We start from the raw sequence: 26,534 nt of genomic DNA, 5'->3' as shown, positions 1-26,534 counted from the left end.
TTTCACGTTAAATATGAATAAGTTAGCTCTTATTGTGTGTTGCAGTTCTCAGATTAACAGATTGTTGATGATTAGATATATATTATTTGTGTGTCTTGGTATCTTTTTTTATCTTTTGTTTTTTTTAGTAAATAAAAAAGCCCTCTACAGAGGACTTTTTGAGAAGATTTTCTTGGCCTGAATTACAGACGTTTACGTTTGGCCGCAGCAATCTGCGATTGACGCATACGGAATCCGGCTTTCTGTTGTTCTGTCGTTTTGTCGATGCAGTATTTGCATGATACGCCATGTTCATAACTTGGAAGTTCAACTTCTTGAGGAAGTAGCGGCCAGCCACAAGCATGGCACTTAACGTTCTGGCCTTCTTCTACACCGTGGGTAACAGCGGTACGGCCATCAAATACGAAACATTCACCTTCCCACAGACTTTCTTCAGCAGGGGTTTCTTCCAGGTATTTTAAGATACCGCCTTTTAAATGATAGACCTCATTGAAGCCTTCTTGCAGCAATAATGAAGTTGATTTTTCACAGCGAATACCACCGGTACAGAACATGGCAATTTTCTTGTCTTTGTGCTGTTCAAGGTTCTGTTTAACGTATTCCGGAAATTCACGGAAGGTTTCAGTTTTAGGATCAACCGCGCCTTTGAACGTACCGGCTTTGTATTCGTAGTCGTTACGCGTATCAATCAAGATCACGTCGTCACGTGCAATCAGTTCATTCCATTCTTTAGGATCAAGATAGTGACCGACTAAGTCGCGCGGTTTTACTTCTACGCCTAAAGTCACAATTTCAGTTTTTAGTTTAATTTTCATTTTACGGAATGGCTTGTCAGAGCTGTGAGACTCTTTGTATTCCATTGCGTTAAAACCTTCATTCAGCAGAAATTGATGGATGGTATCAATCGCCGCACGGTCGCCCGCTACAGTTCCGTTAATGCCTTCACCAGCCACAATTAGAGTTCCACAAAGATTGATGGTTTTTACCAAATCAAGTAGGCGTTGTTGAAGATCGGCAGGATCTTGAACTTCTTTGAATTGATAAAGTGCTGCAACAACCCATTCAGTGGTCGCTTGCTGTTCTACAGGTGCAAGCTGTTCTACAGTAGCGTTCATGGAAAACTCCAAATGTATTTAAGATTGGACAAAATTTAAGGCGCATATTCTAACGTGAATTGTCTAAATTAGCGAGAAAACCATGTACGAAATATGGTTTTTAATTTGCTGTTTGGAGATGTATGATGCCTGTGCAAATTGAATGTTAAATATAAAGTGGTCTTCATCTGTCAGACCTGAATGTTATTGAATTTCGGAGTTTATTTTGAATACTGATCGTCGAATTGCCTCTTTGACTCCATGTGCAGGGCGCTGCTCTACGGTGTTTGGCGATTCGGTATGTCGTGGTTGCCGTCGTTTTAATCATGAAGTGATTAAATGGAATACCTATACAGCAGAACAGCATACAGCTGTCTGGAAACGTCTTGATGCCCAGTTGGATCAAATTTTAGTGCCGATGTTGCCATTTGCCGATATTCGGCATGTGGAGGGCTTTGTATTATCTAAACGGGTTCGTTTACGTGATGATGCCTCGAAAGGTCGTAAGCTGTATCACGCTTTAAAAATCTGTGAAAAGAATCGACATTTTACTGATGATAGTGGTTTAGGCATTCATTACAAAGATGTACGTCCTTTGTGGCAGGAATTTGAGCGTCGTGTACTGGCTTTAGCAACTGCCAGTTATGATTTTGCCTTTTTGCGTGCTGACGGTATTAGTCACCATTTATTACGTGAAGTGGAAGAGGATGACTAAGTCCTCTTTTTTATGTGGGTTTAAAAATAATAAAAGATTAAATCAAGCGAGTTAGCCTGTGAATATTGGAGAATTCCTGCTGTATGTAGTTGCAGTCATTATTATGATTGCAACCCCAGGGCCGGTAATGTTACTGGTAGCAAGTGCTGGACTAAAAGGCGGCTATCGCAAAGCATTAAAAACCATTTTTGGAACCAATTTCGCTTCATTGATCCTGATCACTATTTCTATTTTAATATTAAAAGGTTTTCTGGAGCTTAATCAGCAATGGTTGAACAGCATTAAAATTTTAGGCTGTATTTATATTGCTTATCTGGGTTTTCAGATTTTAACAGAAGCCTTCTCAAGCTCAATAAAAGGTCATTCAGCCCAATTAAAAACAGTGGATGGCGGTTTTAAACAGGGTTTTCTAGTGGGTATCTCCAACCCTAAAGATATTATTTTCTTTGCATCCTTTTTTCCGCAGTTTATCAATATCACTGCCGATCTGGATTTCAGTTTAATGCTTTTAACACTGAGCTGGATTATTTTGGATTTCACTACATTATCGGTTATCTATTTGGCTTTTAACCGTTTAGCTCGGTCGAAAATCTATCATCACTTACTGGCAGGATGTGGAGCGATTCTCGTATTGGTCGCAGTCTATGGAATTTATTCCGTATTATTTTAAAAATAAGAATGACTTAAATTCTGAGATGAAGTAGTAAAAAAGCCCCAGATAGCGGGGCTTTTTTATTTTTATCGTGAATTAGACATTATGCGCCAATCGGTATTGCACCAGTTCTTCAATGGTAATCACAGTTAAATGGTGGGTTTGCGCATAGGACAATACCTGGATGCCTGATGCCATAGTGCCATCCGGATTGGTCAATTCACATAAAACACCAGCAGGTTTTAAGCCGGCCAAACGTGCCAAATCAATTGTACCTTCGGTATGACCGCGACGGGTGAGTACACCACCTTCACGAGCACGCAAGGGGAATACATGGCCCGGGCGGTTGAGGTCGCTGGCTACGGCACCATCTTTAATTGCTGTTTTAATGGTCGTGGTGCGGTCTTTGGCGGAAACACCAGTAGTTACACCTATCGCAGCTTCAATCGTCACCGTAAAGGCAGTTTTAAACTGGCTAGAGTTATCAGCCACCATCGGAGGTAGTTCTAGATGATTAGCCAATTCATCGGTTAGACATAGGCAGACAATACCTGAACCGTCACGAATCATGCGTGCCATGGTTTCTACAGTTAGGGTATCTGCAGCAACGATGAGATCGGCTTCATTTTCTCGGTCAAAGTCATCCATGACCAAAACAGGGTTGCCTTGGCGGATGTCTTCTAATGCTTTTTGAATACGTTGTTCAGCTGGGGGAAGGGCTGAAAAGAAAATTTCGGGTTGAATTAAACTAGACATTGAAACGCTCTCGTAAAATAAACATACGGTTGAACATTTCAGGACTGATGCAGAAATGGGGTCGCAGCGATATATCAAATATAAATATCCGTTACGTCGTCTTCTTTCATCCGGACTATACCGTCGGCTTTGGTTTTTCACCAAATCTGCGAGTAAACCATTTTTAGTTTACAGGCTCGTGGGCTGATTAAATGCTATAAAAATATAGTTTTAATTTACCACCGGTGGGGAATTACACCCCGCCCTGAAGCGATGTGCAATAAGTATAGACCTGTTTTGCAAGGATGACTTAAGTTTCTATAGATGAATCAGTCATATGTTTAGTCAAACTAGGCATAAATTAAAATGTGAAAAGTCGCGCATAAAAAAGCCCGCATGATTGCGGGCTTTTTATATCTTTAAATCTTAAGCCACTTGAACAGGAATACAGTTCGCAGTGTGATTTACAGTATTATTCGGGTTGGCATAAACAAGGCGTGGTTTATGGGCATTTGCTTCAGCTTCGGTGAAATCACCAAATGTAGCAATGATCATCAGATCACCCACATCAGCTTGCAGGGCTGCACCACCATTCACAGAAATGATGCCTGAATTGTCTTCACCACGGATGGCATAAGTGGTAAAACGCTTACCATTAGTCACGTTCCACATATGAATTTCTTCATATTCGCGGATACCAGCTAAATCCATTAACACGCCGTCAATTGCACAAGAACCTTCATAATGTAATTCTGCTTGTGTAACGACACAACGGTGAATTTTAGCTTTTAATAAACGAGAAAGCATGGCTAGCGTCTCCTTAGTTGACCTAAGATTTTGTCTTAGTTAAATCAAATCACTTCTTACTGGATCAGTAATCCGCAGAAAGCGCATTTTGCTCCGAAAAAAGCAACATGGCAAGAAGGAAAATTCAATTATTTGTAGAATGATCAGTTCGGTTTGTGGGCATTAATTTGATTCATGGCTTGCTGTATGTCACCGTTTACCAGCAATTTAATGCGAGATAAAGCGTGGGTAATGGCATCATCCATTAAATCTTGTTCGCTGCTCGGTGCTTTGCTGAGTACATGACCCGATACCCGCTCTTTGGAACCAGGATGACCAATACCGATACGCAAGCGATGGAAATTAGGGCCTGTATGCGGAACGATATCGCGTAAACCGTTATGTCCACCGTGACCACCGCCAGTTTTCAGGCGGATGACACCCGGATTCATATCCAGTTCATCATGTGCGATCAGCATTGCTTCGGGAGCAACTTGATAGAATTTGGCGAAGGGAACAACACTTTTGCCTGAGGCATTCATAAAGGTTGTGGGTAACAGCAGACGGACGTCTTGACCTTCAATATTACCTCGACCACTGATTCCGTAGAATTTAGGATCGGCTTTGAGAGAAATGCCATATTGTTCTGCAAGGCGTTCAACGAACCAGAAGCCTGCATTATGGCGGGTTTGGGCGTATTCCTTACCAGGATTGCCCAAACCAACAATTAGCGAAAGTTTTGACACTAATTTACACCATCAACACTTATGCGCGTTTGAAGTCAGCGTGCATTGGAGTGTTTTTAGCTGGGTGACGTTGTAAAGCTTGGATTTTAACGCTTTCAACTTTACCGTCGATGTTGATTTCAACAACTTCTTCAAAGAAAGCATTGTTTTCTAAAGCTTTAACAAGCTGGCGAAGTTCAATAGTTACAGCTACAGGTTCACCTGAACCGTAGATGATTGCTGGAACTTTGTTTTGAAGACGAAGGCGGCGGCTCGAACCTTTCCCTTGTACTGCTTCTTCACGTGCTACTGCATTTAATACGAAGTTTGCCATGATAGACATTCCTAATTTAAGTTTAATTGACTAGGCCTTCGACCAGCCTAGTGATAGAAAACCCTGCCACAGGGCAGGGTTTTGAAAATTCAGCGCTATATTATAGATAAGAATCGAACATTGCGCTAATAGATTCTTCGTTGTTAATACGACGAATTGTTTCAGCAACCATGCTAGCTACTGAAACTTGGCGAATCTTACCAAGTTCTTGGGCTTCTTGAGAAAGCGGAATAGTATCTGTTACCACAAGTTCGTCGATTACAGAGTTTTTCAAGTTCTCAATAGCTTTACCAGAAAGTACTGGGTGAGTTGCATAAGCAACAACGCGGCGAGCACCAAATTGTTTGAGTGCATCAGCTGCTTTACACAAAGTACCTGCAGTATCCACCATGTCATCTACGATGACGCAGTCACGATCTTTCACATCGCCAATCAAATGCATCACTTGTGATTCATTTGCTTTTTGACGACGTTTGTCGATGATTGCAAGATCGATATCACCCATTTGTTTCGCTACAGCACGGGCACGAACTACACCACCTACGTCTGGAGAAACAACCATAAGGTTATGGTGTTGCTGTTGACGAAGGTCAGCAAGTAATGCAGGAGTACCGTAGATGTTGTCTACAGGGATATCGAAGAAACCTTGAATCTGGTCGGCATGAAGGTCGATCATTACAACGCGGTCAATACCTACAGTAGTGAGCATGTCTGCTACAACTTTTGCAGTGATTGGCACACGGCTTGAACGAGGACGACGGTCTTGACGAGCATATCCGAAGTAAGGAATAACAGCGGTAATACGACCTGCACTTGCACGACGTAAAGCGTCAGCCATAACAAGGACTTCCATCAGGTTGTCATTGGTTGGCGCACAAGTAGGCTGTACAACGAATACGTCTTTACCACGAACATTTTCAGTAATTTCGACAGCGATTTCACCGTCAGAAAATTGACCTACAGATGCTGCACCTAAAGGAATGTGCAGGTGGCTTACGACTTTTTGGGCGAATTGTGGATGTGCAGTTCCACTAAAAACGACAAGATTGGGCATGAAGCACCCTTGGCGGTTGGAATGTTTGAAAATAGATGGCAGGGGCGGCTGGATTCGAACCAACGGATGCCGAGATCAAAACCCGGTGCCTTACCACTTGGCGACGCCCCTAATGCGGCAGAACTTTAATATTTTTGCTGGTCTATGTCAAGGTGAATTAACAAATGAACAAGCAAATACTGTACTGTCTTTTTTGAGAAAATGGCAGGGGCGGCTGGATTCGAACCAACGGATGCCGAGATCAAAACCCGGTGCCTTACCACTTGGCGACGCCCCTAAATTCGATCACTGTAATATTAATTTAAACGACTGGTTTAAATGGCAGGGGCGGCTGGATTCGAACCAACGGATGCCGAGATCAAAACCCGGTGCCTTACCACTTGGCGACGCCCCTAATACAGTAATCTACAGATGAAAATGATGGCAGGGGCGGCTGGATTCGAACCAACGGATGCCGAGATCAAAACCCGGTGCCTTACCACTTGGCGACGCCCCTATCATATAACCTTGAAATGACGTAATGGCGATTCTTTTAAACTATTAACCAAGTAAGCTTTACAAGGTGAATGAGCTAAAATCTCATCAATATTCATATCGGCAGTTACTTCAGTAAAAACACAAGCACCTGTACCTGTAAGTTTTGCAATACCGAACTGGTCTAAATACTGCATCGCTTCATTGACTTCTGGATACAAGCTTCTTGCCAATGGCTCAAAGTTATTTCCGAAGTTAAATGGCTTTAACTGATAGGCGCAAAATTTAGTAGGCTTCGTGTCTCTTGTCAACGTTTTTTGTGAAAAAAGCAGTTGAGTGCTGATAAAACAGTCAGGTTTTAACACGATGTATTGTTTTTGATCTAAGTCTATGAATGTTAAGTGTTCACCAATGCCTTCTGCCCAAGCATTACGGCCATGAACAAAAATCGGAACATCGGCACCAAGTTTTAGACCTAACTCAGCCAATTGCTCAATACTTAAGCCACATTGCCATAACTGGTTAACCACAATCAGGGTAGTAGCCGCATTTGAGGAGCCCCCGCCCAGTCCTGCACCCATGGGAATGTTTTTTTCAATGCTGATATTTAAGCCCGAATACGTTTTCGCATGCGGTTTTAAAATCTGCGTGGCCTTGAAAATAAGGTTTTGTTCCAAATCGACGCTGCTTAATCCATCAATACTAATTTCAGGACTGACTGTTTGGTTGAATTCTAGCCAGTCACACAAGTCAATCAGCTGAAAAATGCTTTGCAATTCGTGATAGCCGTTGTCACGGCGACCGGTGATATGTAAAAAAAGATTGAGCTTGGCAGGAGAGGGAACACGAATCATAGAATTTTGAACTTTTAAATAGACTTAACGATTTTGAATGACCATTGTAATACGGTTTTCCTGACCGGACTCAAGTGTCTGTTTCAAAATCAGCTTGTTCGGTAACTGGGCTTGCGCGTTATAACTCAGGTCAACAGTCCAGCCATCTTCCAAGAACTGAATGGGACGGTTTTGTTCATCTTTACTGATTTTTGCCTGTGTGGTTGCCGGTCGGGCTTGCACCCAGTCGACCAAATGTGTGATTGGCGCTTGCCAGCCAGTGGCACGTTCCAGTAATTCTTCAGGCGTACCCGCTTGAATCAGACCTGTTTTTGCACTGTTGAGGCTGACATTACCCGGTTGACCTGAAATCTGGGTTTTACCGACGCCCAAAATTCCGCTTAACTCGATGTCAAATTCATCCTGCTCTTGTACCCAGGTGAAAAAAGCACTCCCTGATTGTCCGGGTGTTTTTACCCCAATTTTACCTTGCAGATTGAAATGATTGGCGGCTACCGGAGGTTGCGAAACGCCGGGTGCCTGAGGCTGGGTATATTGCTGGCAACCGCTTAGGATCAAGGTGCTGGTGGCAATCAGGCTTAAGCTCAATTTTGAAAAAATGTGCATACAGATAATTAACTCTTTTTCATTTGTTGCGGTAACAGTAACGATTTCAATTGTTCTAATTGCGGATCATTCGGATGATTTTTTTGTAATTGTTGTAACACTTTACTAAATTTTGTCAGATCACCTTGCATGTACAGCGATTTTGCATAGCGCACCCCAATTTTCACACTTTGACTCAATTGATAAGCCTGTTCTAACACCTGAGCCGAGGTTTTAAAGTCGTTTTGTAAAAAGGTGATATAGCCTAGGGTATCTAAAATAGACGCTTGTTCTGGAGCAAATTCCAAGGCATGTTCGACATACTTGCGGGCTTCATCCAGACGCCGGTTTTGCAGCGCAAGGGTGTAGGCATAGGCATTCAGATAGGTTGGGCTATTAGGCTCAATTTCCAGCAATTTTTGTAATAATTTATCAAGTTTGTCCCGATCTTGATAAGGATCGAGTAATAGCACTTCTGAGTAAATCAGTTCCGGATCATCAGGGACATTTTTGATGGCTTCATCGAGCAGGCGTATGGCTGCCTTTTTATTGTCCATACGTTTTAAAATATCGGCCTGCGCCTGATATAAAAAACTGGCATATTGCGGATAATTGACCCGTTCTTGGGTCAAGAAACGCAGGGCATCGGCCAGCTGATTTTGGGCAGAAAAAATATTAATCATGTTGCGGCGTGAAACCGTGTACAGGCTACCATCTACCAGCCGGTAATAGGCTTTTGCCGTTTCAAAATGCTGCTTTCTTTCGGCATTGACGGCCAGATAGTAATAGGCTTCATTCTGGTATTGGTTGGAAGAACGCAGTTCTACCAAATATTTTTCAGCATGCTCATATTCTTTTAAGTCAATACTGGTCAAGCCGGCAATAAACAGCGCTTCTTCTTCATGGGGCCATTTTTTTAGCAGGCTTTGCAGTTTAGTGAGTGCTTTTTCCGACTGATTGAGTTTAATCAGATATTTAATTTCGGCCAAACGCACTTCTAAATTGTTCTTATGTTTACGGCTGGCTTTGTCATACCATTTTAAGGTTTCTTCTTCATTTCCTAGGGCACTGAGTAAATTGGCCTTCATTAAAATGAAGGCTGTGACATTAGAACGCTTTTTTAATGCGTGATTAATGGTGGTAAGTGCCTGTTCCAGCTGTCCGTTTTGTGCTTCTAGACCTGCAACCAGCACCAGTATAGAAGGATTGTCCCGTTCTTTGCTTTTACGCAAAGCTTCAATCAACACTTCACGATCTTCTGGCTGTTCCGGGGCAATACCCACCAGAATCTTTTCCAGGTCTGCATCTGGGTCGATGTTTAAAATCTTGTCCAGCGTGTCCGCAGCCAGTTCATACTCATGTGATTTCAGTGCAATATGTGAAAGATAAAATAAAGCTGGAACGTCGGTTGGTTCTTGAACCACCCAATGGGTGGCAATATCCAGTGCCGCCTTCAAGTCATTTTGCTCTAAAGCAATATTTAATGCGCGCTGTTTAACCGTGCTTGAATTGCTTTTAATTGCGAGCACGGTGTAGTTATGTAATGCTGTGGGAATGTCATGATAGGTCAATGCAAATTCAGCAATCATGCTTTGTTTTATGGCATTATAGTTTGAATTGGCATGATAAATTTCTCCAGATGCTCTAATATGAGCACTGGAAGCCATGCTACCCACAAGTAAGAATGTGGTAGAATATTGCTTAATTGTCATGCCGTTGATCCGGCTATTTGTTTGACGCAATTTTTCTTGATCCAAGTAATGCTTTTTATGACACCAATACCGCACAATAGCATAAATTTAGCGAAATGATGATCTGATATGTCTTTCTTTGCATTGGGTGTCAACCATCAAACCGCTTCTGTAGAACTGCGTGAGCAGATTGCATTTAATCCTGAAAAATTAATGCAATTGCTTAGCCTACAAAGCCAAAAACATGACCTGAACGATATGGTCGTGGTGTCTACCTGTAACCGTACCGAAGTTTATGCCATGTCTGAAAACGCAGACATGGTAATGAATTGGCTCGCCCAAGCAAATGGCATAGATGCTAAACAATTGTTTAATCATGTATATCGCTATGAAAATGCACAGGCTGTAACGCATCTGATGCGGGTGGCCAGTGGACTTGATTCCTTGATGCTGGGTGAACCGCAAATTTTAGGACAAGTAAAGTCTGCACTTTCTCTGGCTAAAGATGCAAATACTGTTTCTGCAAACTTGAACGGTATTTTTGAATATGCCTTTTATGCAGCGAAACGTGTGCGCTCGGAAACTGCTGTGGGTAGTCATGCGGTTTCTATGGGCTACGCGGTTGCCCAGTTGGCCTTGCAGGTATTTAGCAAACCTGAAAAACTGACCGTGATGGTGGTGGCTGCAGGCGAGATGAATAGTCTGGTGGCGAAACATCTGGCGGAAATGGGCGTGGCTAAAGTTTTGATTTGCAATCGTACCCGTGCTCGTGCTGAAACATTGGCACAAGAAATTGCGCATCGTGTAGATGTAGAAATTATTGAATTTTCTGCACTGGCTGCCAATTTGCACCGCGCAGACGTCATTTCAAGCTGTACCGGAAGTTTGCATCAGGTCATTTCATATCCAGATGTCAAGACGGCTTTAAAAAAACGTCGCTATCAACAAATGCTGTTGGTCGATTTGGCTGTTCCTCGCGATATCGATCCTAAAGTTGAATCCTTGGATGGCGTTTATCTTTATGGCGTCGATGATTTACAGAGCGTAATTGATAACAATTTAGCTCAGCGTCGCCAAGCTGCGGTTGAAGCCGAGGTAATGGTCAATCAGTTAGCCACAGAGTTGCTCACTCAGCAAAAAATCAAAAAAGCTGGCAGTACTATTCAGGCTTACCGTGAACAGGGTGAAGCGCTCAGACAAGAAGAACTGGCTTTGGCGATGTCTCGTATGGCTAGTGGTGACAATCCGGAGCAGGTTTTACAGGAATTGTCGTATCGCCTGACACAAAAATTACTGCATCCGACTTCTATCTTATTACGACAAGCAGCCAAGGCTGAAGATCCGGGTTATTTTGAATCGCTGCGTGATCAATTAGAAGATGTATTTGCCAAACGGCGTAACACCAAGCATGGATCATAAGCCGTAAATGACTACTGCTCGCTTATTCTTCAAGCAGGGTCAGCGAGCGTTTTTTATCAATCTCATAAATTTTCTGTTTCAGATTGCGCATTTCGGCAATGCTGGAAAATTTTTTCGATTTAAGTTTTTGTTGCAGACATTGGTATTGCAGTTTGGTGGAAAAATCTTCCGCCAGCTTATCGGCCTGCTCAGGTGAAGAGGTGTAATCGCTGATATTGGCTTGCAGTAAAATATGTTGTAAGTCATGGTGATAAGCTGCGCATGCCCCTAATACGTAATACTGTGACAGCTCGATATCATCAGGTAAATCATCAAAAATAATATTGAAGATATTTAAAATTTTAAACAGCAATTGATCGTGCGAAATCAAGGCGCGTAGCGGTTCAAAATGAATGTACAGATAGGGATGATTCATTAAAATCGCAATCACATATTCTTCAGCATCAATTTTGGTACTAAAGCTTAAAGATGCGTCATTGTTGACTTGTGGTTGCCATTTGCGGCTATAACCGAGCTTTTCACGGAAATATTGCTGTAGTAAATAACGATAAGAGCCGTGTTTGGGTAGCAGTTCAGTGAGCTGTTTTAACTCACCCATGACCTGACTTTTACCTTCAGGTGATGTGCTGTTATGATTTTGAGTTAAATGCGCAAAAACAAACTCGGACAATAACGGCGCCTGCTGTAACAGGCGGTGAAAGCTTTCTAAGCCTTCACGACGAATCAACGAGTCTGGATCGTGATCATTGGGCAGCACAAAAAACTTCAGCTCACGGCCATCATTCAGCAGCGGCAGGGCAATTTCGAGTGTACGACGGGCAGCTTTTTGTCCGGCAGCATCGCCATCAAAAGCAATCGTGATACGGTTATTCTGCTTGAATAAAATATTCAGGTGTTCGGTGTTACTTGCAGTACCGAGTGTTGCGACAGCTCCAGCAATACCATATTGCTGCAAGGCAATCACATCCATATAGCCTTCAACCATCAGCCAGTCTTGGGCTTTCTGTTTGCGGCCTTCATATAAACCATAGAGTAACTGGTTTTTATGAAACACTTCAGAGTCTGGTGAGTTGATGTACTTGGGCTTAATTTCGTCATTTAAGGCCCGACCACCAAAACCGACCACACGGCCTTTAGCATCACGGATCGGGAAAATTACCCGGTCACGCAGCAGGTCAAAATCACGGCCATTGTCACTGGTACGAATCAGACCAAGCAGTTTTAAACCTTCGAGATCTTGTGGAAAGGCCTTTTCAAGGTGTTGCCAATCTTCTGGGGCATAGCCTAAGCGCCAATAGTCAATGGTCTCTGCGCTTAAGCCACGCTGCTTAAAATACTGCTGTGCACTGGCACTTTGCGGTAATTGACGTTGGTAATATTGGGCAATATTTTCCAGCAGATCAAACAGGTTGCCGTCTTGTGCTGTTTCCTGCATAGGCATCTGTTCAAAGGATGCAAACGGGTCGCCATAGTATTCGGTTTCTTGGGCCTGAAATTCTGCAAAAGGATCAAAATGTGCTACAGGTGCTGCATTTACTGTTTGATCGGGGCTGCCTTTCGGCTTCTCTTGCACCGGTGCTGTGGGAGCAGGTTTTACTGCTTCACGTTTATATTTGATTTTATTGCTATCGTTATTGTCTTTCGGCAGTTCAATACCGGTGCGGCTCGACAGGTCCTTCATCACGTCGATAAAGTTACGACCGTCAATGTCCATTAAAAAGCGGATGGCGTTGCCGTTGGCCTGGCAGCCAAAACAATGAAAATATTGCTTGTCACGATAGACATGGAAAGATGGCGATTTTTCCTGATGAAAAGGGCAGCAACCTGAATAGGTGCGACCAGTTTTCTTGAGTTTCACGCGCTGACCAATCAGATCGACAATATCGGTGCGATCCAGGATTTGATCAATCGTGTGTTGAGGAATAGCCATAGGTATGCAATCGGGTTGTGATCTATCTATAAATGACTGACAGATAAGCTGTCAGAATTTACGCAAGTTAAAATTGTGTGATTCGGTTAAAAGTTAATTTGTATACCTTTTGCCCAAAATGATCAATATGATGCATTGAAATAACAAAAGGGCAAGTATGATAACTTGCCCTTCATGAAAATGCGAACAATAAGCCGAGCTTATTCTGAGGCTGGTGCTTCTGTCGGTGTTTCTGGTTGAGGCTGTTGTTCTGGTGCAGGAGGAATGCTGCTTTCAGTTTTAGGACGATCCAGCAAGCCAAAACTTAAACGATTGGTGAGACTGCGCTTTTCAGACTGTTCTGAAATTTGCTGTTGTTCTGCCTCGGTAGAGCTTTGCGCTTCACGACCAAAAATACCTAAAGTAGCGCGGTTAAACCAGCTACCTTCACCATGCGCGGCACGCATATTCACGCTACCATCTGCTTTAACCAGATGAGGATAATTCAGCTTTAACACTTCAATGTATTGCTGTGAAGTTTGCGTATCGCCTAACTTGTCATAGCCATAAGCCATGGTCGCTAAAGCTTCAGGAACTTGAGGGGTTTGTGGATAGTGTTCGACTACCCATTGTGAGCGTTCAATAGCCGCTAGCCATGCTTTACGTTTAATATTAAAACGTGCTGCATTCATTTCACTTTCAGCCAGCTCGTTACCAATAAACTTCATACGCTGTGCTGCATCTACCGCATAGGTGCTGGAAGGGTAGCGGCGAATGAAATCGACAAAGTTCTGATAAGCCACTTTTAAATAGCTGACATCGCGATGTGCCTGCTTTAATGAGGTATAACGCAATAAACCATCATAGTTCTGTTCCATATTCGCCACGCCACGAACATAGTAGGCATAGTCCACATTTGGATGTTGCGGATTTAAACGAATGAAACGGTCGGCAAGGGCAATTGCACCTTCATAATCTTTTTGTTGAAATTTAACGTACAACAATTCTAATTGTGCTTGTTGCGCATAGTCACCTGTAGGGTAATAGGTGTCTATGGCTTCTAAATGTTTGGCCGCGTCAGTATATTGACCACGTTCAAGGGCTTTTTCAGCTTTTTGAATATAAACTTGCTCGCTAGACTGCGGTCCTGTGTCCACCACATCTTTCTTTGGATTACTGCTACAGCCCACTATTGCCGACGCAACGCCTAAAGATAAAGCAAGCATTGTCATTTTATAACGTGGTAACGACATAAAAATTCCTCTGTTAATACGGGCAATGAGCTACAATTGCACTATTAAACCACTTTTGTCTGAATGAGCAAATGAGTCAAGCACAATCTTCTAATTCTAATGTCCCTGAAACTGATTTCAATTTACTTGAAGATTCTGAGGATGCAGATAACCATACTTCAGACTCAACTGCAACACGTTTATCGTTGCAATTTCAATTGGATGAAAGCTATTTGGGGCAACGTATCGATCAGGTTGCAGCGTTAATCTGGAATGATTTTTCCCGTGAAAAATTAAAGCAGTGGCTGAAAGATGGTCATTTGTTGGTAAATGGTAACACCGTTAAACCCAAGTATAAATGTGAAGGCAATGAGCTGTTAACGCTCGATGTAGAGCTGGAAGTTCAAACCACAAGCCAGCCGGAAAATATTCCCTTAAATGTGGTGTATGAAGATGACGATATTATTGTCATTAACAAACCGGTCGGCATGGTGGTTCATCCGGGGGCTGGAAACAGCTCGGGTACCTTGGTCAATGCCTTGCTTTATCATTATCCAAAATCTGCCGAATTGTCCCGCGCAGGTTTGGTACACCGTATTGATAAAGACACCAGCGGTTTGCTGGTAGTAGCAAAAAATCTGGAAGCGCAATTTTCTTTAAGTAAGCAATTGGCGAAGAAATCAGTTTACCGGGTTTATGACCTGATTGTTTACGGCAATATCATTGCTGGCGGTACCATTGATGAGCCAATCAAACGCCATCCGGTAGATCGCGTGAAAATGGCAGTATTGCCCGGTGGTCGAGATGCGGTTACCCATTACAACGTCAAAGAGCGTTTCCAGCATTTCACCCGTGTGCAGGCGCGACTGGAAACCGGTCGTACCCATCAGATTCGTGTGCATTTTAGTTATCTGGGCTTTGGTCTGGTCGGCGATCAGGTTTATATGAATCGTGTTCGTGTACCGGCAGGTGCTTCAGAATTGCTAGGTGATACTTTACGTAACTTTAGACGTCAGGCCTTGCATGCAGCAAAACTTGGGCTGATTCACCCACGTAGCGGTGAAGAAATGATGTTTGAAGCACCATGGTCAGATGACTTCGCGCAACTGGTTGAGGTATTGCGCAGTGAAAATAAAGCCTACTAAGCTGTTTTAAGGCTGGGTATGAATCATAGGGAAAAGCACAAGGAAATAGACATGCAATTTGTTCAAGGGCTTCCACAAGGTGTATATGTTGGGCAGACCCGCGTGCATCATGAAAAAACGCTGGTCTCAGCTCAACCTGAACTTGCAGGATTTAACCTGGCATTGCATGTCCATGATGATGCAAAACGTGTACAACAGCACCGTATGGCATTGTTGCAACAGTTTGCCGAGTTTGGGGTCGATAAAGTCACCTGGATGACGCAAACGCACAGTACCATCTGCCATAGCATCAATGACGATATTCCATTTCTGGCTTTGGAAGGGGATGGTCTGGTCACACAGCGTAAAGCACATGCTTTAATGATGATGACGGCCGACTGTTTGCCTGTCGTGCTTGGCAATGCAGATGGCACGGAAATCGCGAATCTGCATGCCGGCTGGCGTGGTCTGGCGGGTGGTATAGTTGAAAATACTATTGCGGCCATGCAAACTCAGCCGACGTGGGCATGGTTAGGCGCTGCGATCAGTCAGCCTTGTTTTGAGATTGGAGAAGAAGTTAAAACGGCTTTTTGCTCCAAATATCCTGAACTGGACAGTGCTTTTAAAGCCGGTGAAAAAGCGGGCAAGTTTTATGCAGACTTATACGCCATTGCACGGTTTATCTTAAAGCAACACGGTGTTGGGCTTGTGCTGGGAGGCGATCAATGCAGCTATCAGCAGGCAGACGAATATTTTTCCTATCGCCGTGAAGCCAAAACAGGACGCATGGCGACATTCGTGTTTATGGCTTGAAACTGTTAAACTTGATTAAAATTTATTGTTTTTATTGATATGCCTTTATCTTCTAAATCTCTTGCCATCGTTTATCACAGCCCATATGGACATACCGCAAAGGTTGCTTCTTTTATTACACAAGGTGCCAAGCAAGCGGGTATTCATGTGCACTGCATGAACATTGAACAGGTGGATTGGGATGTGCTGGATCAGGCCGATGCGATCATGTTGGGTTGTCCTACCTATATGGGCAGCATTACCTCTGGCTTGAAACAGTTTATGGAGCAATCTTCTAAACGCTGGTTGGCACGCACCTGGCAAGGCAAGATCGCGGCCGGTTTTACCAATGGTGGCGGTTTAAGCGGAGATAAGCTGGCAGTATTACAACAGATAAACCTGTTTGCCATGCAGCATGGCATGTTGTGGACAGGTTTACCGTTGATGCCGACTGGACGTGGTTCGCAGGATCTAAACCGAATGTCGGGCTTTTTGGGACTCATGACCCAGTCCGATAATGCACCGGTTGAAGTGACTCCTCCACAAGGCGACCTGGATACGGCAATCTGGTTTGGTGAATACATTGCCTTGTTGTTGAATAGACTGAAATAATTTAAGGCTACTCGCTAACTCAATTTGGTACTAGATCAGCATAAAATTCATATAAATTGAAATAATGTTCATTAAAAGCAGTTAAGCAATCAAGAAAAACTTTCGCTTAAATTGTTATTTAAAATATTTTTGTTGGACATCAATTGTCCAGCAAACTTGATATGCTGATACATATTGATAAAGAATATGGATAGCATAATGAACAATACACAAGCCAACTTGATCAGGAGGTTATTGACTTTATATAAGGCCTTGCCTCGTTCACCTAAATCTCCAATATCAATAGTAGAATTAAAAGAAAGTGTCCGAAGTAATTATTCAGAATGCATTGATGAACAGTCTTTAATAAAAGCTATTCGAAGGGATTTAGAATTATTGCCAGAACTTCTTATTTCCGGTGAATTAACATCTATCGAAGGAAAAGGTAATAAACCAAGGAAATACCAATTAAGTCAGGATGCTTGGATGGAGGCATTGAGTGCAGAATTAGCGCTTGTATTGGTTATGGCGAATGAATATTTAAATCAACATCTACCTGATGAAATTTATTCTAAAGTAGAAGGATTTTTTAGATCCGCAGAATTACAGCTTCAATCCAACACTAAACTTAAGGATTGGAATTATAGATTTCGATTTGTACCTGACGGGTATGCACAAATTCAAAAAACACAACATCATGCCGAAATTCAAAAGCTCATTTATAAAGCCCTATTAAATGGAAATGTTTGGCTTCAAGGAAAATATCGTAAAGAAGGTACACAGAACATCACAAGTTATCTTTTAAAGCCTCAAGGTGTTATCCAATATGGGCAAAAGCCTTACTTGATTGCAAGTAAAATAATAGCAAATAAAAGTATATTAAGAACTTTTAATATCCTTCATTTTGAAGAACTTAAGATTATTCCAGAGAAAATTACAATTGATGTTGAGGCTTATGATTTAGAAGATTTGGTTGAAAATAGAGAATTTGAGTACGCATTTTTTAATCGAGAAAAGCTGGATGTTTTTTTTGTTTTTGAAGAGGAATTGTTGGATGAGTTAACAAGCAATCCGATTGGAGATTTTCAAACGATTAAAAAAATCGACGAAGGATATTATGAACTACGGGCATCTTGTATGCTTACAAATAGCCGTATGAATTGGTTAACTGAGAAGGCTGAATATTTACAAATTGTAGCGCCAGATTGCTTATTCGAAGAAATTCAATGCCGTATAACAAAAGCAGGTGAAAAATACCAAATTTTCAATGAATTTAATTCTTAGGAATTATAAAAATGCGTAAAAATATGAGTGTACATAGAGCTTTAGAGCATTTACCGCTTTTAGTAAAAACATGCAATTTGATTGAAGATGTGTTAAGTGAAGAACTTTATCAGGCTATTGAACAACTAATCCGAAACAGTCAAAGTGAGCTAACTCCTGATTTGAGATGGCAAACTGTAAGATGGGATGTATGTGCAAATTTTGAATATAAAGAAATTTGGTTTGCACCATCTATATGGAATATTAATCAAACAGATAGTTCACATTTGAATATCGAGCAATGTTATGCGTATTTTAAGTTGACTATACAAAATCACAATGAAAGAGCAATTTCTATAGATGATGATTTTGCAAATAACGGAAATCGTTTGCCAACAGTTAATTTTTTTAATCATGCGAATGGCTTTGTTAGTATTCAATTTCATTTAAATAAAAGCATGATCAAAAATATTGGAGATAAAGAAACGCACTATTCAGTATTAAGTAATTGGGGTAAGCGAAGAAATCAGTTAATCCAACAGTATAATGAGTTGGCATATCACGGTTTTAAATTGTCGGAAATGGGAAGCTTTTGGTATTTACCTATTCCTGTCTTAGATGGCTGCCAAGTGGCTAGTGATTTTGATAGAAAATATTTTGATCAGTCACTCGATCCTATAAGGGATGCTTTGAAAACAATATATCCTGTTTTAGATATATTTGATTTAATTCAAAAACAAGCAAAATTATATAAATAATTTAAAAATGAGACATAACTAAGGGGGATGTAAGTGAATTTAGGAAATACAGATGATAATTTATCTTCTCTGCTTTATGAATTTTTTCATCAATGGCAAAACTTGAATGAGAGCGAAAGTAATGCAGGATCAGAGCTTAATTTTACGGGTCAGTTAGCTCAATTTTTTAAATCTTGGGCCGACTTATCCATTGCAGAACTTGAACCAGAAAAAAGCTGATTGTTGATTCGGAGCGCTTAAGTGTATTTTTTGAGTCTTTTCAACCTGCCACAGAGCCAATGCGAAAAGCGAAAGCAAATGGTTTGATGCTTAATGTTTGGAAAACTGCAAGTTTAAAAACAGATGAAGTTCGAAATAGCAAGGTTTTAAAATGGTTTCTTGATTGTTATGGTGATCATGGGCAGAAAAATGCGATTTTATTAAAGTTTTTGCAGTTGCTTCCCGAGCCGTTTAGTAAATTTCAGTCCGAAAATTATAAAACAATAGAAGAATGTTGCCCTCTGGGTGGTCAGGAAAGCCGGGTCGATATTGAAATTGATTCACGGGAATTTTTAATTTTTATTGAAATAAAAATTAATGCTATGGAAGGGCAGAATCAGTTGCAGCGATATATAGATATTGCAAGAGCAAAAGCTGGCAATAGACAATGGCTAATTGTATATCTGACAAAAGATGGAAAACTACCTCAGCGGTATCAAAATAACGAAGGATTATTTGGTCTTTCTTGGTCTATAGTTGCGAAACAATTTAAGAGTCATACAAAATCAGCAGATATGAATAATCGTGGGATATGGCTATTAAGCCAGTTTGCAGATCATATTAAAAGTTTTAAATAATTATCAAAGGGGGAAAGTCATGAGTAACAAACAGGCAGCATGTTTAATTGTTGAAAATATTCAATACTTAGAACAGGCAAAAAAATTATTAGAAGGTGAAATTACTGAAAATTTGCATAATGCTGTTGATACTAAAATACGTGATTATATAGAGGGTGTTGACAACCAATGGAGTGGAGTATTTAATTTTTACGAAGAAAATAATACTCAGTTTGCACCGGAAAGTTGGCGGGCGAAAGATGGGACGGAATTTAAACATCAATATTTTTACGCTCGATACTTTTTAGGATGTGAAAGCGATGCAATTGGTGGTGATGGTACTGAGTGGTGGTTAAGTACTTTTTTAAAGAATGATGTAGATCATATGGTTTTTAATTTTTATCCATGGATTGATAATTATCTAAAATGTACGAAAAAAGACTGGAAAATTTTTGCAAATGAAAAAAATCAGATACATCCAGAAATAGAGCAATTAGGTTTTAAATATAATGCTACAGAAGGGGCATGGTATTTAATTATTGAAGGAATTGACCCAGTAGTTTTTATTGAAAATTATGAAAATGATAGTTTGGAAGATGCCCTAGCTCCAATTATAGATGCCTTAAATAAGTTAGAAAAAGTTCATCCATTCTTTAATGAAATTGTTCAGAAAGCAATTACAAAATTTGGACGTATTGAAAACGAAGAATAGTGATTCTATTTTTCTATAAAAATGCTCGGAAGAATCCGAGCATTCTTTTATTTATGCATAATGCGGGCCTTATCGCGCTGCCAGTCCCGATCTTTTTCAGTCGCACGCTTGTCGTGTAACTGTTTACCTTTCACCAAGGCAATTTCCAGCTTGGCATTTGGACCCTTCCAATAACATGCCAATGGCACACATGAATAACCTTTCTGGTTAATCGCACCCATCAGCTTTTCAATTTCACGGCGGTTCAGCAATAGTTTACGGGTACGTGTTGCTTCAGGAAAGACATGTGTGGATGCGCTCAGCAAAGGCTGAACTTGCGCACCAAACAGGAAGGCCTCACCATTTTTAAAGGTAATATAGCTTTCTACGATGGTCATGCGACCTGCACGCATTGATTTGACTTCCCAACCTTGTAAAGAAAGCCCTGCTTCAAATTTTTCTTCAATAAAATAATCGTGGCGTGCACGTTTGTTAAGTGCAATCGTGCCGCCGTTATTTTTTTTAACTACAATACTTGCTTTCGCCATAATCTGATACTTCCAAACTTACTGCTATTGTACCGCAACTCGAACCAAGATGAAGTTTTTTAAATTTATGAGGATTATTCACTAAAAAAACAAGTTTTTGTTAAAATAAGCATCTACACAATAAACTAGAGTACAAATGGATGTCTAAAACTCGCGTTATTTATCCGGGCACCTTCGATCCAATCACCAACGGTCATATTGACCTTGTGACACGTGCATCAAAAATGTTTGATGAAGTCGTGGTTGCGATTGCCATTGGTCATCATAAAAACCCGGTGTTTAGTTTGGAAGAACGCGTAGAGTTGGCAAAAGTATCGCTTAGCCATTTGGACAATGTTGAATTTGTAGGCTTTGATGGTTTGTTGGTCAATTTCTTTAATGAACAAAAAGCCACTGCGGTGCTACGTGGTTTGCGCGCCGTCTCTGACTTTGAGTACGAATTTCAATTGGCTAACATGAACCGTCGACTGGATTCAAATTTTGAAGCGGTGTTTTTAACCCCTTCAGAACAATATTCATTTATTTCATCTACATTAGTACGTGAAATTGCACGTTTAAATGGTGATGTGACCCAGTTTGTACCGCAGGCTGTAGTCGAAGCTTTTAAACGGAAACAACAGCAAGGTTGGTAGCGTGTCTTTATATATTACCGATGAATGCATCAATTGTGATGTCTGTGAGCCGGTGTGCCCGAATGAGGCAATATTTATGGGTGAAGTCATTTATGAAATTCACCCTGATTTATGTACCGAATGTGTCGGGCATCATGATCAACCGCAGTGTCAATTATTTTGTCCAGTCGACTGTATTCCGCTTGATCCCCAGCATGTGGAATCGCAAGATGAGCTGATGGAAAAATATAAAAAGCTGATTGCACAAAAAAGCACCAGTAATTAGTGCTGAAATTTGTTAGCATACGCCCCGAAGTGAGCCAGACGATCGCTGCTGTGGAGATCTCCGTGATTGAAGCAGGGGAGGAAAGTCCGGGCTTCGTAGGGCAGGGTGCCAGGTAACACCTGGGCGGTGAAAGCCGACGGCAAGTGCAGCAGAGAGTAGACCGCCATCTTTGCAATCTCCTTTCGAGGAGACCAAGAGAGATGGTAAGGGTGAAAGGGTGCGGTAAGAGCGCACCGCGTGTCTGGTAACAGTTCACGGCAAGGTAAACCCCACCAGAAGCAAGACCAAATAGGAATCCTTCAGGCACGGCCCGTGCTGGATTCGGGTAGGTCGCTTGAGCGTACGAGTGATTGTGCGCCTAGAGGAATGATCGTTCACGACAGAACCCGGCTTATCGGCTCACTTCACCAGATTTTTTTACAATTATTGCGTGATATTTCTTGACATAAGATTGCTTGAAATAGATAATATGCGCACAGTTTTGGCTATGTAGCTCAGTTGGTTAGAGCACCGCACTCATAATGCGGGGGTCACAGGTTCAAGTCCCGTCATAGCCACCATTTTCATAGACCACGTTTCTAAAAGCGTGGTCTTTTTTTATGTCTAAAATTTATCTTAAAAACATTATTCACATTGAATTGCACTGGCATCGAGTTTTACTTTAGGAAATTCTTGCTCATATTTTTCCAGAATCTGTTGCTTTTTATCTTTCCCGAATACGATCAGTTGCAGTTGATTTATTTTATGTTCTGAAACATGAAGCTGGGCGCAATGTAAGGCAATCTGGTTTTGCGTGGTAATGGCTAATTTCTGATCTTGTGGAATCTGTTCGATTCGATAAAGTTTTTGGTGTGCTTTACTTAACTGGGCAAGACTACGTTTTTGTTGCATGCTCAGGAGTTGTTGGTTGTTAATCCAGTGTGCTACATCCATGCGTACCCCATTGTAGTTCACAAACAAGGGTGAAATCAGTTGGCAGGCTGTGGTAGTCAGGGCAATTAAACTGATAGCGATGAATTTGAATTGAGGCATTTTTATCTCGGTTTTTAAATGCTTTATTGAAGAGGTTAAAGATAAAATAGCATGAATAAATGGGGGTTTTGTTTAAATATTAACTGAAAAGAAATAAAGTGCTTAAACTCTGAACACTTGTGGGATAAAGGGCTTGACGCTAATCGCTGAAATTTAGATAATGCGCGCACAGTTTACGGCTATGTAGCTCAGTTGGTTAGAGCACCGCACTCATAATGCGGGGGTCACAAGTTCAAGTCTCGTCATAGCCACCATTTTTATAGACCATGCTCTCAGCATGGTCTCTTTTTTTGTGGGTCAAAAAAGTCAAACTGAGTCTCAGAAGCAAAAAAGTCTGTTGACCATCCATTTATGAAATGCCAACAGACCTGTATAAGAAATTAAAACTTTTCTTGAAGATATTGATCAATGAATTGATGGGTAGTTTCGCTGGCATAAAAAGGTGAAATCAGTGCCTGAATAATCCCGTCTAGCAATCCTTGTTGTTCTAACGCTTGAAGGGTATAGGGTAGGAAGCGATGTGCTTCTTGATGTAAATCCTCTTCATCTAGTCCTACCGATTGTAATAATTCTTGCAGGTTGTAGTCGGCAAAATAATCATAAAAACCGGCAACCACGTCCAAAACCACCTGTTGCAAGTATTCAGACTGCCTTAACTGACGCCAGGTTTCGTAAACTAGAATAAAAAAGTCTTCAAAGTCGATCGCCTGGAACTGTGAGAAGGTTTCTTTAAGTGTTCTTTGCTTTACATCTTCCCACAAATGCAGCGCAATATCAGCAAGTTCTTCATTAGGAAGCAAGATGATATGACCAAGTTGTTTGACCAGTGCCTGAGCCAGTTGCTGCTCCAGTTTAAGTTCAATATGCTGCTGCTGGTCTTGAATGAAACTCAGAATTTTTGAACCCACTCCGTGTTCATGTGTATTGAGCTTGCGTAGATGATCCAGCCATGGGGTATTGCTTTCAAGAATCTGGTTTGCTAGCTGTAAACTGACATGTTTGACTTGCGGATTGTGCTGCAAGTTGTCATGGATGTAATGACGCAATTGATTCAGTTCGAGGATTTTATACATCCATAATTCAAAAGATTCATCCGACAACAGCTGATTAACTTGAGTATGGCTGTTGATGGCAAGATGATGAATTCTTTGAGCAATAACACCAATAAATTCTAAAATTTCCGCGCCTAAATTTAATTCAAACGCATATTTTTGAACCACATCCTGTAATGATTCAAGTTGAATAAATTGTTTTAATAGAATTTGATCGGAATGGCTATAAAGATGATGAACAAATTTTTCGATGTATGGATTATTTTGTTCTGCTAATAATTGTTTTTTTATAAAACGGGTTTGCTCAAGCATAAGTGCTTGAGCAAACTGTTGAGCTAGGTCATGCTTAGACACCTGGTGCCCATCCATTCATGATTGGATAGCGGCGTTCGCGGCCAAATGTACGTGGACTAATACGTGGACCAATCGCAGCTTGACGGCGTTTATATTCGTTACGATCTACCAAGCGAATCACTTTCTTCACGACTTCTGCATCAAAACCTTTGGCAATGATGTCATCCTGACTAATGTCTTCTTCAATATAAGCATAAAGAATGGCATCAAGCACTTCATAAGCCGGTAAAGAATCCTGGTCTTTCTGGTCAGGACGAAGTTCTGCTGAAGGTGGACGGGTAATCACACGTTCCGGAATGACTGGTGCATCGGCAATGCTGTTACGGTATTTGGCCAGTTCAAACACAATAGTTTTATACACATCTTTAAGAACTGCATAACCACCGACCATATCGCCATACAGGGTGCAGTAACCGACAGAAAGTTCAGATTTGTTGCCAGTAGACAGTACCATATTGCCAAACTTGTTCGACAAGCCCATCAACAAAGTGCCACGCGCGCGCGCTTGAAGGTTTTCTTCAGTTGCATCAGCAGGGCTGTTGCCAAAGAATGGATACAGGGTTTGCATGAAGCTGTTCACAATCGGATTGATTTCGGCAATACCAAAAGTCACACCCATAGTTTTGGCCTGTGCTGCTGCATCTTCCACACTGATTTGCGCAGTATAGGTATAAGGCATCATTACCGCTTGGACTTTATCTGCACCAATGGCATCTACGGCAATCGCCAAGGTTAATGCAGAGTCGATCCCACCGGATAAGCCGAGAATAACCCCAGGAAAACCAGAGCGTTGAACATAATCACGTGTTGCCAAAACCAGACCTTGATAGATTTCAGCCATGGTATCCAGCACAGGTGTAACTTGTCCGACCTTAAAGGCTTTTTGTTCAGCTTCGTATTCTGCGTAATAAAGATCTTCTTTAAAGCTTGGTGCCTGTAAAGCGATGCTGCCATCTTTATTGATCACGAAACTGGTACCGTCAAAGATCAGGTCATCTTGACCGCCAACCTGGTTGGTATAAACCAGATTAATGTTCAATTGTTTAGCTAGCTCACTCATGGTGCTCAGACGGTGCTGAGGTTTGCCGACTTCATAAGGTGAAGCATTTAACACTAAAGCAGTTTCAACATTGAGCTGAGACAATTGATGTACGGTGTTGAGTGACCAGATATCTTCACAAATCAGCACACCAAACTTATGACCTAGGTATTCAAATACCAGGTGTTGATGTCCTTCATTAAAATAGCGTTTTTCATCAAATACACTGTAGTTTGGCAAGTTTTGCTTGTTATAGATTCCAAGAACTTGACCATCTTTCATTACGGCAGCCGCATTATAGCGCTGACCATCTTCAGTTTGATTAACGAAACCAAACACCATCACAATATCTTTGACTTGGCTTAATTGTTCAAATGCTTTCTGCGTACGTTTCACCAAACTAGGGCGAAGTAACAAGTCTTCTGCAGGGTAGCCTAATGTTGAAAGCTCTGGGAAGATAATTAAATCAGCTTTTTGTTTTTTGGCTTCATTTACCTGTTCAAGCATTTTTTGAGCATTTGCTTCGATATTGCCAATATGCGGAGAGAATTGTGCAAGGGCAATTTTAAAACTTTTCATTCCAACTTAATCCTAAACCTATAGGGATGTATACACAGACTGATGATTGTTTATGGTTGTTGATTCAACGCTGTGTATGTGATGACAAACAAAACAAAAAGAAGAATTAATCAATAATTAGCAATCCGATACTATATACGAATTGAGTCATTTGTAGAGAAAAAAACAAAAAAAAATCCGAATTTAGACAAAAAGCTACAGCGATCATGAGAAAATGAACAAGCGGTTCATTTGTATTGGTGACGAGGCACAATGACATTTTTATGAAAGCTATTTTGCAAACATTTAATCGCTTGTTTGAAATTAAAAGCCGAAAGCTGAGCGCAGGTGAGAGAAGGCTTGCGGAATCTGTTTTTGGACATCATTTGCAGCTAGATGTCATTCGCATCGTGTCACATCGGGCTGTTTTGAAGAATTATGCAATAAGCCCGAACGGGCATATTTATTTCAATCCGAAGAACTGGTGTGAAGATTTTTCCAAAATGCCGCTGGGGAAACAATCCTGGTTTATTCATGAGTTAACCCATGTTTGGCAAATTCAGCAAGGTTTGGCGGTGGTGCGTAAAGCGCTATTTGACCGTAAATATCATTATGTTTTGGAGCAGGGTAAGCAGTTTTTGCAATATGGGGTAGAGCAGCAGGCGCAGATGGTGCAGGACTATTTTATTAAAAAAACGCGTGGCGAAGAGTGCAGTGCATATGAAGCCTGTATTCCATTTTTGATGCAAAAAGCCTGATTT

At 41.3% G+C, this 26,534-nt stretch carries 29 protein-coding genes, 6 tRNA genes, 1 other RNA gene and 1 riboswitch; of the genes, 17 read left to right on the top strand and 19 right to left on the bottom strand.

All coding sequences use genetic code 11. The annotated features are described in order from the left end of the window. Nucleotides 1–182: 182 nt before the first annotated feature. Nucleotides 183–1,115 carry a rhodanese-related sulfurtransferase gene (locus B9T26_RS05670; RefSeq protein ID WP_086176278.1) on the bottom strand — a complete coding sequence of 311 codons (933 nt, stop codon included), beginning with the start codon at nucleotides 1,113–1,115 and terminating at the stop codon, nucleotides 183–185. Nucleotides 1,116–1,320: 205 nt separating this feature from the next. On the opposite strand from B9T26_RS05670, the gene B9T26_RS05665 reads away from it, so the two are divergent. Both B9T26_RS05665 and B9T26_RS05660 read left to right on the top strand, forming a co-directional pair. After that, nucleotides 1,321–1,809, top strand: a complete 489-nt coding sequence (locus B9T26_RS05665; RefSeq protein ID WP_086198762.1) for a DUF1289 domain-containing protein — start codon at nucleotides 1,321–1,323, stop codon at nucleotides 1,807–1,809. 58 nt (nucleotides 1,810–1,867) lie between these two features. Further along, entirely contained in the window at nucleotides 1,868–2,479 is a 612-nt protein-coding gene (locus B9T26_RS05660; protein WP_086198761.1) for a LysE family translocator, read from the top strand. Nucleotides 2,480–2,557: 78 nt separating this feature from the next. Here B9T26_RS05660 and ribB read toward each other — a convergent pair whose 3' ends face one another. The 12 genes from ribB to B9T26_RS05600 form a co-directional block, all read right to left on the bottom strand. Next, nucleotides 2,558–3,217 carry a 3,4-dihydroxy-2-butanone-4-phosphate synthase gene (ribB, locus tag B9T26_RS05655; RefSeq protein ID WP_086198760.1) on the bottom strand — a complete coding sequence of 220 codons (660 nt, stop codon included), beginning with the start codon at nucleotides 3,215–3,217 and terminating at the stop codon, nucleotides 2,558–2,560. A 94-nt stretch (nucleotides 3,218–3,311) separates the two neighbouring features. Then, a riboswitch (FMN riboswitch) is annotated at nucleotides 3,312–3,472 on the bottom strand. 150 nt (nucleotides 3,473–3,622) lie between these two features. Further along, nucleotides 3,623–4,003: an aspartate 1-decarboxylase gene (panD, locus tag B9T26_RS05650; RefSeq protein WP_086198759.1), complete on the bottom strand. Its 381-nt coding sequence runs from the start codon at nucleotides 4,001–4,003 to the stop codon at nucleotides 3,623–3,625. A 143-nt stretch (nucleotides 4,004–4,146) separates the two neighbouring features. Then, entirely contained in the window at nucleotides 4,147–4,728 is a 582-nt protein-coding gene (gene pth / locus B9T26_RS05645) for an aminoacyl-tRNA hydrolase (RefSeq protein ID WP_086198758.1), read from the bottom strand. A 19-nt stretch (nucleotides 4,729–4,747) separates the two neighbouring features. Next, a complete protein-coding gene (gene rplY, locus B9T26_RS05640; RefSeq protein WP_086198757.1) occupies nucleotides 4,748–5,041 on the bottom strand; it encodes a 50S ribosomal protein L25 in 294 nt (97 codons plus the stop codon). A gap of 100 nt (nucleotides 5,042–5,141) precedes the next feature. After that, nucleotides 5,142–6,095, bottom strand: a complete 954-nt coding sequence (locus tag B9T26_RS05635; RefSeq protein WP_086176272.1) for a ribose-phosphate pyrophosphokinase — start codon at nucleotides 6,093–6,095, stop codon at nucleotides 5,142–5,144. Between the two features lie 36 nt (nucleotides 6,096–6,131). Continuing rightward, a tRNA-Gln gene (locus tag B9T26_RS05630) sits at nucleotides 6,132–6,206 on the bottom strand. A gap of 91 nt (nucleotides 6,207–6,297) precedes the next feature. Then, nucleotides 6,298–6,372 (bottom strand) — tRNA-Gln (locus B9T26_RS05625). A 42-nt stretch (nucleotides 6,373–6,414) separates the two neighbouring features. Then, nucleotides 6,415–6,489 (bottom strand) — tRNA-Gln (locus B9T26_RS05620). Between the two features lie 27 nt (nucleotides 6,490–6,516). Then, a tRNA-Gln gene (locus tag B9T26_RS05615) sits at nucleotides 6,517–6,591 on the bottom strand. Nucleotide 6,592: 1 nt separating this feature from the next. Continuing rightward, on the bottom strand, nucleotides 6,593–7,423 hold the full coding sequence (ispE, locus tag B9T26_RS05610) for a 4-(cytidine 5'-diphospho)-2-C-methyl-D-erythritol kinase (RefSeq protein ID WP_086198756.1): 831 nt from the start codon (nucleotides 7,421–7,423) through the stop codon (nucleotides 6,593–6,595). Nucleotides 7,424–7,447: 24 nt separating this feature from the next. Next, the gene (gene lolB / locus B9T26_RS05605; RefSeq protein WP_086198755.1) at nucleotides 7,448–8,029 is read right to left on the bottom strand and encodes a lipoprotein insertase outer membrane protein LolB; all 582 of its coding nucleotides are present in this window, start codon (nucleotides 8,027–8,029) and stop codon (nucleotides 7,448–7,450) included. 8 nt (nucleotides 8,030–8,037) lie between these two features. Continuing rightward, on the bottom strand, nucleotides 8,038–9,750 hold the full coding sequence (locus tag B9T26_RS05600; RefSeq protein WP_086198799.1) for a tetratricopeptide repeat protein: 1,713 nt from the start codon (nucleotides 9,748–9,750) through the stop codon (nucleotides 8,038–8,040). A gap of 78 nt (nucleotides 9,751–9,828) precedes the next feature. On the opposite strand from B9T26_RS05600, the gene hemA reads away from it, so the two are divergent. After that, on the top strand, nucleotides 9,829–11,118 hold the full coding sequence (hemA, locus tag B9T26_RS05595; RefSeq protein WP_086198754.1) for a glutamyl-tRNA reductase: 1,290 nt from the start codon (nucleotides 9,829–9,831) through the stop codon (nucleotides 11,116–11,118). A gap of 22 nt (nucleotides 11,119–11,140) precedes the next feature. Here hemA and B9T26_RS05590 read toward each other — a convergent pair whose 3' ends face one another. Both B9T26_RS05590 and B9T26_RS05585 read right to left on the bottom strand, forming a co-directional pair. Continuing rightward, the gene (locus B9T26_RS05590) at nucleotides 11,141–13,048 is read right to left on the bottom strand and encodes a DNA primase (RefSeq protein ID WP_086198753.1); all 1,908 of its coding nucleotides are present in this window, start codon (nucleotides 13,046–13,048) and stop codon (nucleotides 11,141–11,143) included. Nucleotides 13,049–13,248: 200 nt separating this feature from the next. Then, nucleotides 13,249–14,280, bottom strand: coding sequence for an outer membrane protein assembly factor BamD (locus B9T26_RS05585; RefSeq protein ID WP_086198752.1), 1,032 nt, complete (start codon nucleotides 14,278–14,280; stop codon nucleotides 13,249–13,251). Nucleotides 14,281–14,351: 71 nt separating this feature from the next. Here B9T26_RS05585 and rluD point away from each other — a divergent pair, with 71 nt between their 5' ends. From rluD to B9T26_RS05545, 8 genes are all read left to right on the top strand, one after another. Continuing rightward, a complete protein-coding gene (gene rluD / locus B9T26_RS05580) occupies nucleotides 14,352–15,404 on the top strand; it encodes a 23S rRNA pseudouridine(1911/1915/1917) synthase RluD (protein WP_086198751.1) in 1,053 nt (350 codons plus the stop codon). A 51-nt stretch (nucleotides 15,405–15,455) separates the two neighbouring features. After that, nucleotides 15,456–16,196: a peptidoglycan editing factor PgeF gene (pgeF, locus tag B9T26_RS05575; RefSeq protein WP_086198750.1), complete on the top strand. Its 741-nt coding sequence runs from the start codon at nucleotides 15,456–15,458 to the stop codon at nucleotides 16,194–16,196. A 39-nt stretch (nucleotides 16,197–16,235) separates the two neighbouring features. After that, nucleotides 16,236–16,787 (top strand): flavodoxin family protein, encoded by a 552-nt coding sequence (locus B9T26_RS05570; protein WP_086198749.1) that lies wholly within the window; start codon nucleotides 16,236–16,238, stop codon nucleotides 16,785–16,787. A 198-nt stretch (nucleotides 16,788–16,985) separates the two neighbouring features. Then, a complete protein-coding gene (locus B9T26_RS05565) occupies nucleotides 16,986–18,050 on the top strand; it encodes a helix-turn-helix transcriptional regulator (RefSeq protein WP_171262943.1) in 1,065 nt (354 codons plus the stop codon). 11 nt (nucleotides 18,051–18,061) lie between these two features. Then, nucleotides 18,062–18,787, top strand: a complete 726-nt coding sequence (locus B9T26_RS05560) for a hypothetical protein (RefSeq protein ID WP_086198747.1) — start codon at nucleotides 18,062–18,064, stop codon at nucleotides 18,785–18,787. Nucleotides 18,788–18,820: 33 nt separating this feature from the next. Next, nucleotides 18,821–19,006: a hypothetical protein gene (locus B9T26_RS05555; protein ID WP_086198746.1), complete on the top strand. Its 186-nt coding sequence runs from the start codon at nucleotides 18,821–18,823 to the stop codon at nucleotides 19,004–19,006. A 59-nt stretch (nucleotides 19,007–19,065) separates the two neighbouring features. Next, entirely contained in the window at nucleotides 19,066–19,623 is a 558-nt protein-coding gene (locus B9T26_RS05550) for a PD-(D/E)XK nuclease family protein (protein ID WP_086198745.1), read from the top strand. A gap of 19 nt (nucleotides 19,624–19,642) precedes the next feature. After that, nucleotides 19,643–20,314 carry a hypothetical protein gene (locus B9T26_RS05545; protein WP_086198744.1) on the top strand — a complete coding sequence of 224 codons (672 nt, stop codon included), beginning with the start codon at nucleotides 19,643–19,645 and terminating at the stop codon, nucleotides 20,312–20,314. Between the two features lie 47 nt (nucleotides 20,315–20,361). Here B9T26_RS05545 and smpB read toward each other — a convergent pair whose 3' ends face one another. Beyond that, on the bottom strand, nucleotides 20,362–20,841 hold the full coding sequence (gene smpB, locus B9T26_RS05540) for an SsrA-binding protein SmpB (protein WP_086198743.1): 480 nt from the start codon (nucleotides 20,839–20,841) through the stop codon (nucleotides 20,362–20,364). A gap of 140 nt (nucleotides 20,842–20,981) precedes the next feature. On the opposite strand from smpB, the gene coaD reads away from it, so the two are divergent. From coaD to B9T26_RS05520, 4 genes are all read left to right on the top strand, one after another. Further along, nucleotides 20,982–21,473 (top strand): pantetheine-phosphate adenylyltransferase, encoded by a 492-nt coding sequence (gene coaD, locus B9T26_RS05535; RefSeq protein WP_086198742.1) that lies wholly within the window; start codon nucleotides 20,982–20,984, stop codon nucleotides 21,471–21,473. Nucleotide 21,474: 1 nt separating this feature from the next. Then, a complete protein-coding gene (locus tag B9T26_RS05530) occupies nucleotides 21,475–21,738 on the top strand; it encodes a YfhL family 4Fe-4S dicluster ferredoxin (RefSeq protein WP_086176261.1) in 264 nt (87 codons plus the stop codon). Nucleotides 21,739–21,764: 26 nt separating this feature from the next. Further along, nucleotides 21,765–22,148: RNase P RNA component class A (gene rnpB / locus B9T26_RS05525), an RNA gene on the top strand. A gap of 73 nt (nucleotides 22,149–22,221) precedes the next feature. Continuing rightward, nucleotides 22,222–22,298, top strand: a tRNA-Met gene (locus B9T26_RS05520). A 64-nt stretch (nucleotides 22,299–22,362) separates the two neighbouring features. Here B9T26_RS05520 and B9T26_RS05515 read toward each other — a convergent pair. After that, nucleotides 22,363–22,770 (bottom strand): hypothetical protein, encoded by a 408-nt coding sequence (locus B9T26_RS05515; protein ID WP_086198741.1) that lies wholly within the window; start codon nucleotides 22,768–22,770, stop codon nucleotides 22,363–22,365. Nucleotides 22,771–22,947: 177 nt separating this feature from the next. Between B9T26_RS05515 and B9T26_RS05510 the strand changes: the two genes are divergently transcribed. Further along, nucleotides 22,948–23,024, top strand: a tRNA-Met gene (locus B9T26_RS05510). A gap of 126 nt (nucleotides 23,025–23,150) precedes the next feature. Here B9T26_RS05510 and B9T26_RS05505 read toward each other — a convergent pair. Together B9T26_RS05505 and B9T26_RS05500 are read right to left on the bottom strand one after the other, a co-directional pair. After that, nucleotides 23,151–24,176 (bottom strand): hypothetical protein, encoded by a 1,026-nt coding sequence (locus B9T26_RS05505; protein ID WP_227518776.1) that lies wholly within the window; start codon nucleotides 24,174–24,176, stop codon nucleotides 23,151–23,153. Then, nucleotides 24,169–25,794, bottom strand: a complete 1,626-nt coding sequence (locus B9T26_RS05500; RefSeq protein WP_086198739.1) for an NAD+ synthase — start codon at nucleotides 25,792–25,794, stop codon at nucleotides 24,169–24,171. Before B9T26_RS05500 ends, B9T26_RS05505 begins: the two co-directional genes overlap by 8 nt. Nucleotides 25,795–26,057: 263 nt before the next feature. Here B9T26_RS05500 and B9T26_RS05495 point away from each other — a divergent pair, with 263 nt between their 5' ends. Further along, the gene (locus B9T26_RS05495) at nucleotides 26,058–26,531 is read left to right on the top strand and encodes a type IV secretion protein Rhs (protein WP_086198738.1); all 474 of its coding nucleotides are present in this window, start codon (nucleotides 26,058–26,060) and stop codon (nucleotides 26,529–26,531) included. Nucleotides 26,532–26,534: the final 3 nt, after the last annotated feature.

This window comes from Acinetobacter sp. ANC 4169 (assembly GCF_002135355.1).
Lineage (GTDB): Bacteria > Pseudomonadota > Gammaproteobacteria > Pseudomonadales > Moraxellaceae > Acinetobacter.
This window is presented reverse-complemented; position numbering and strand designations above follow the sequence as displayed.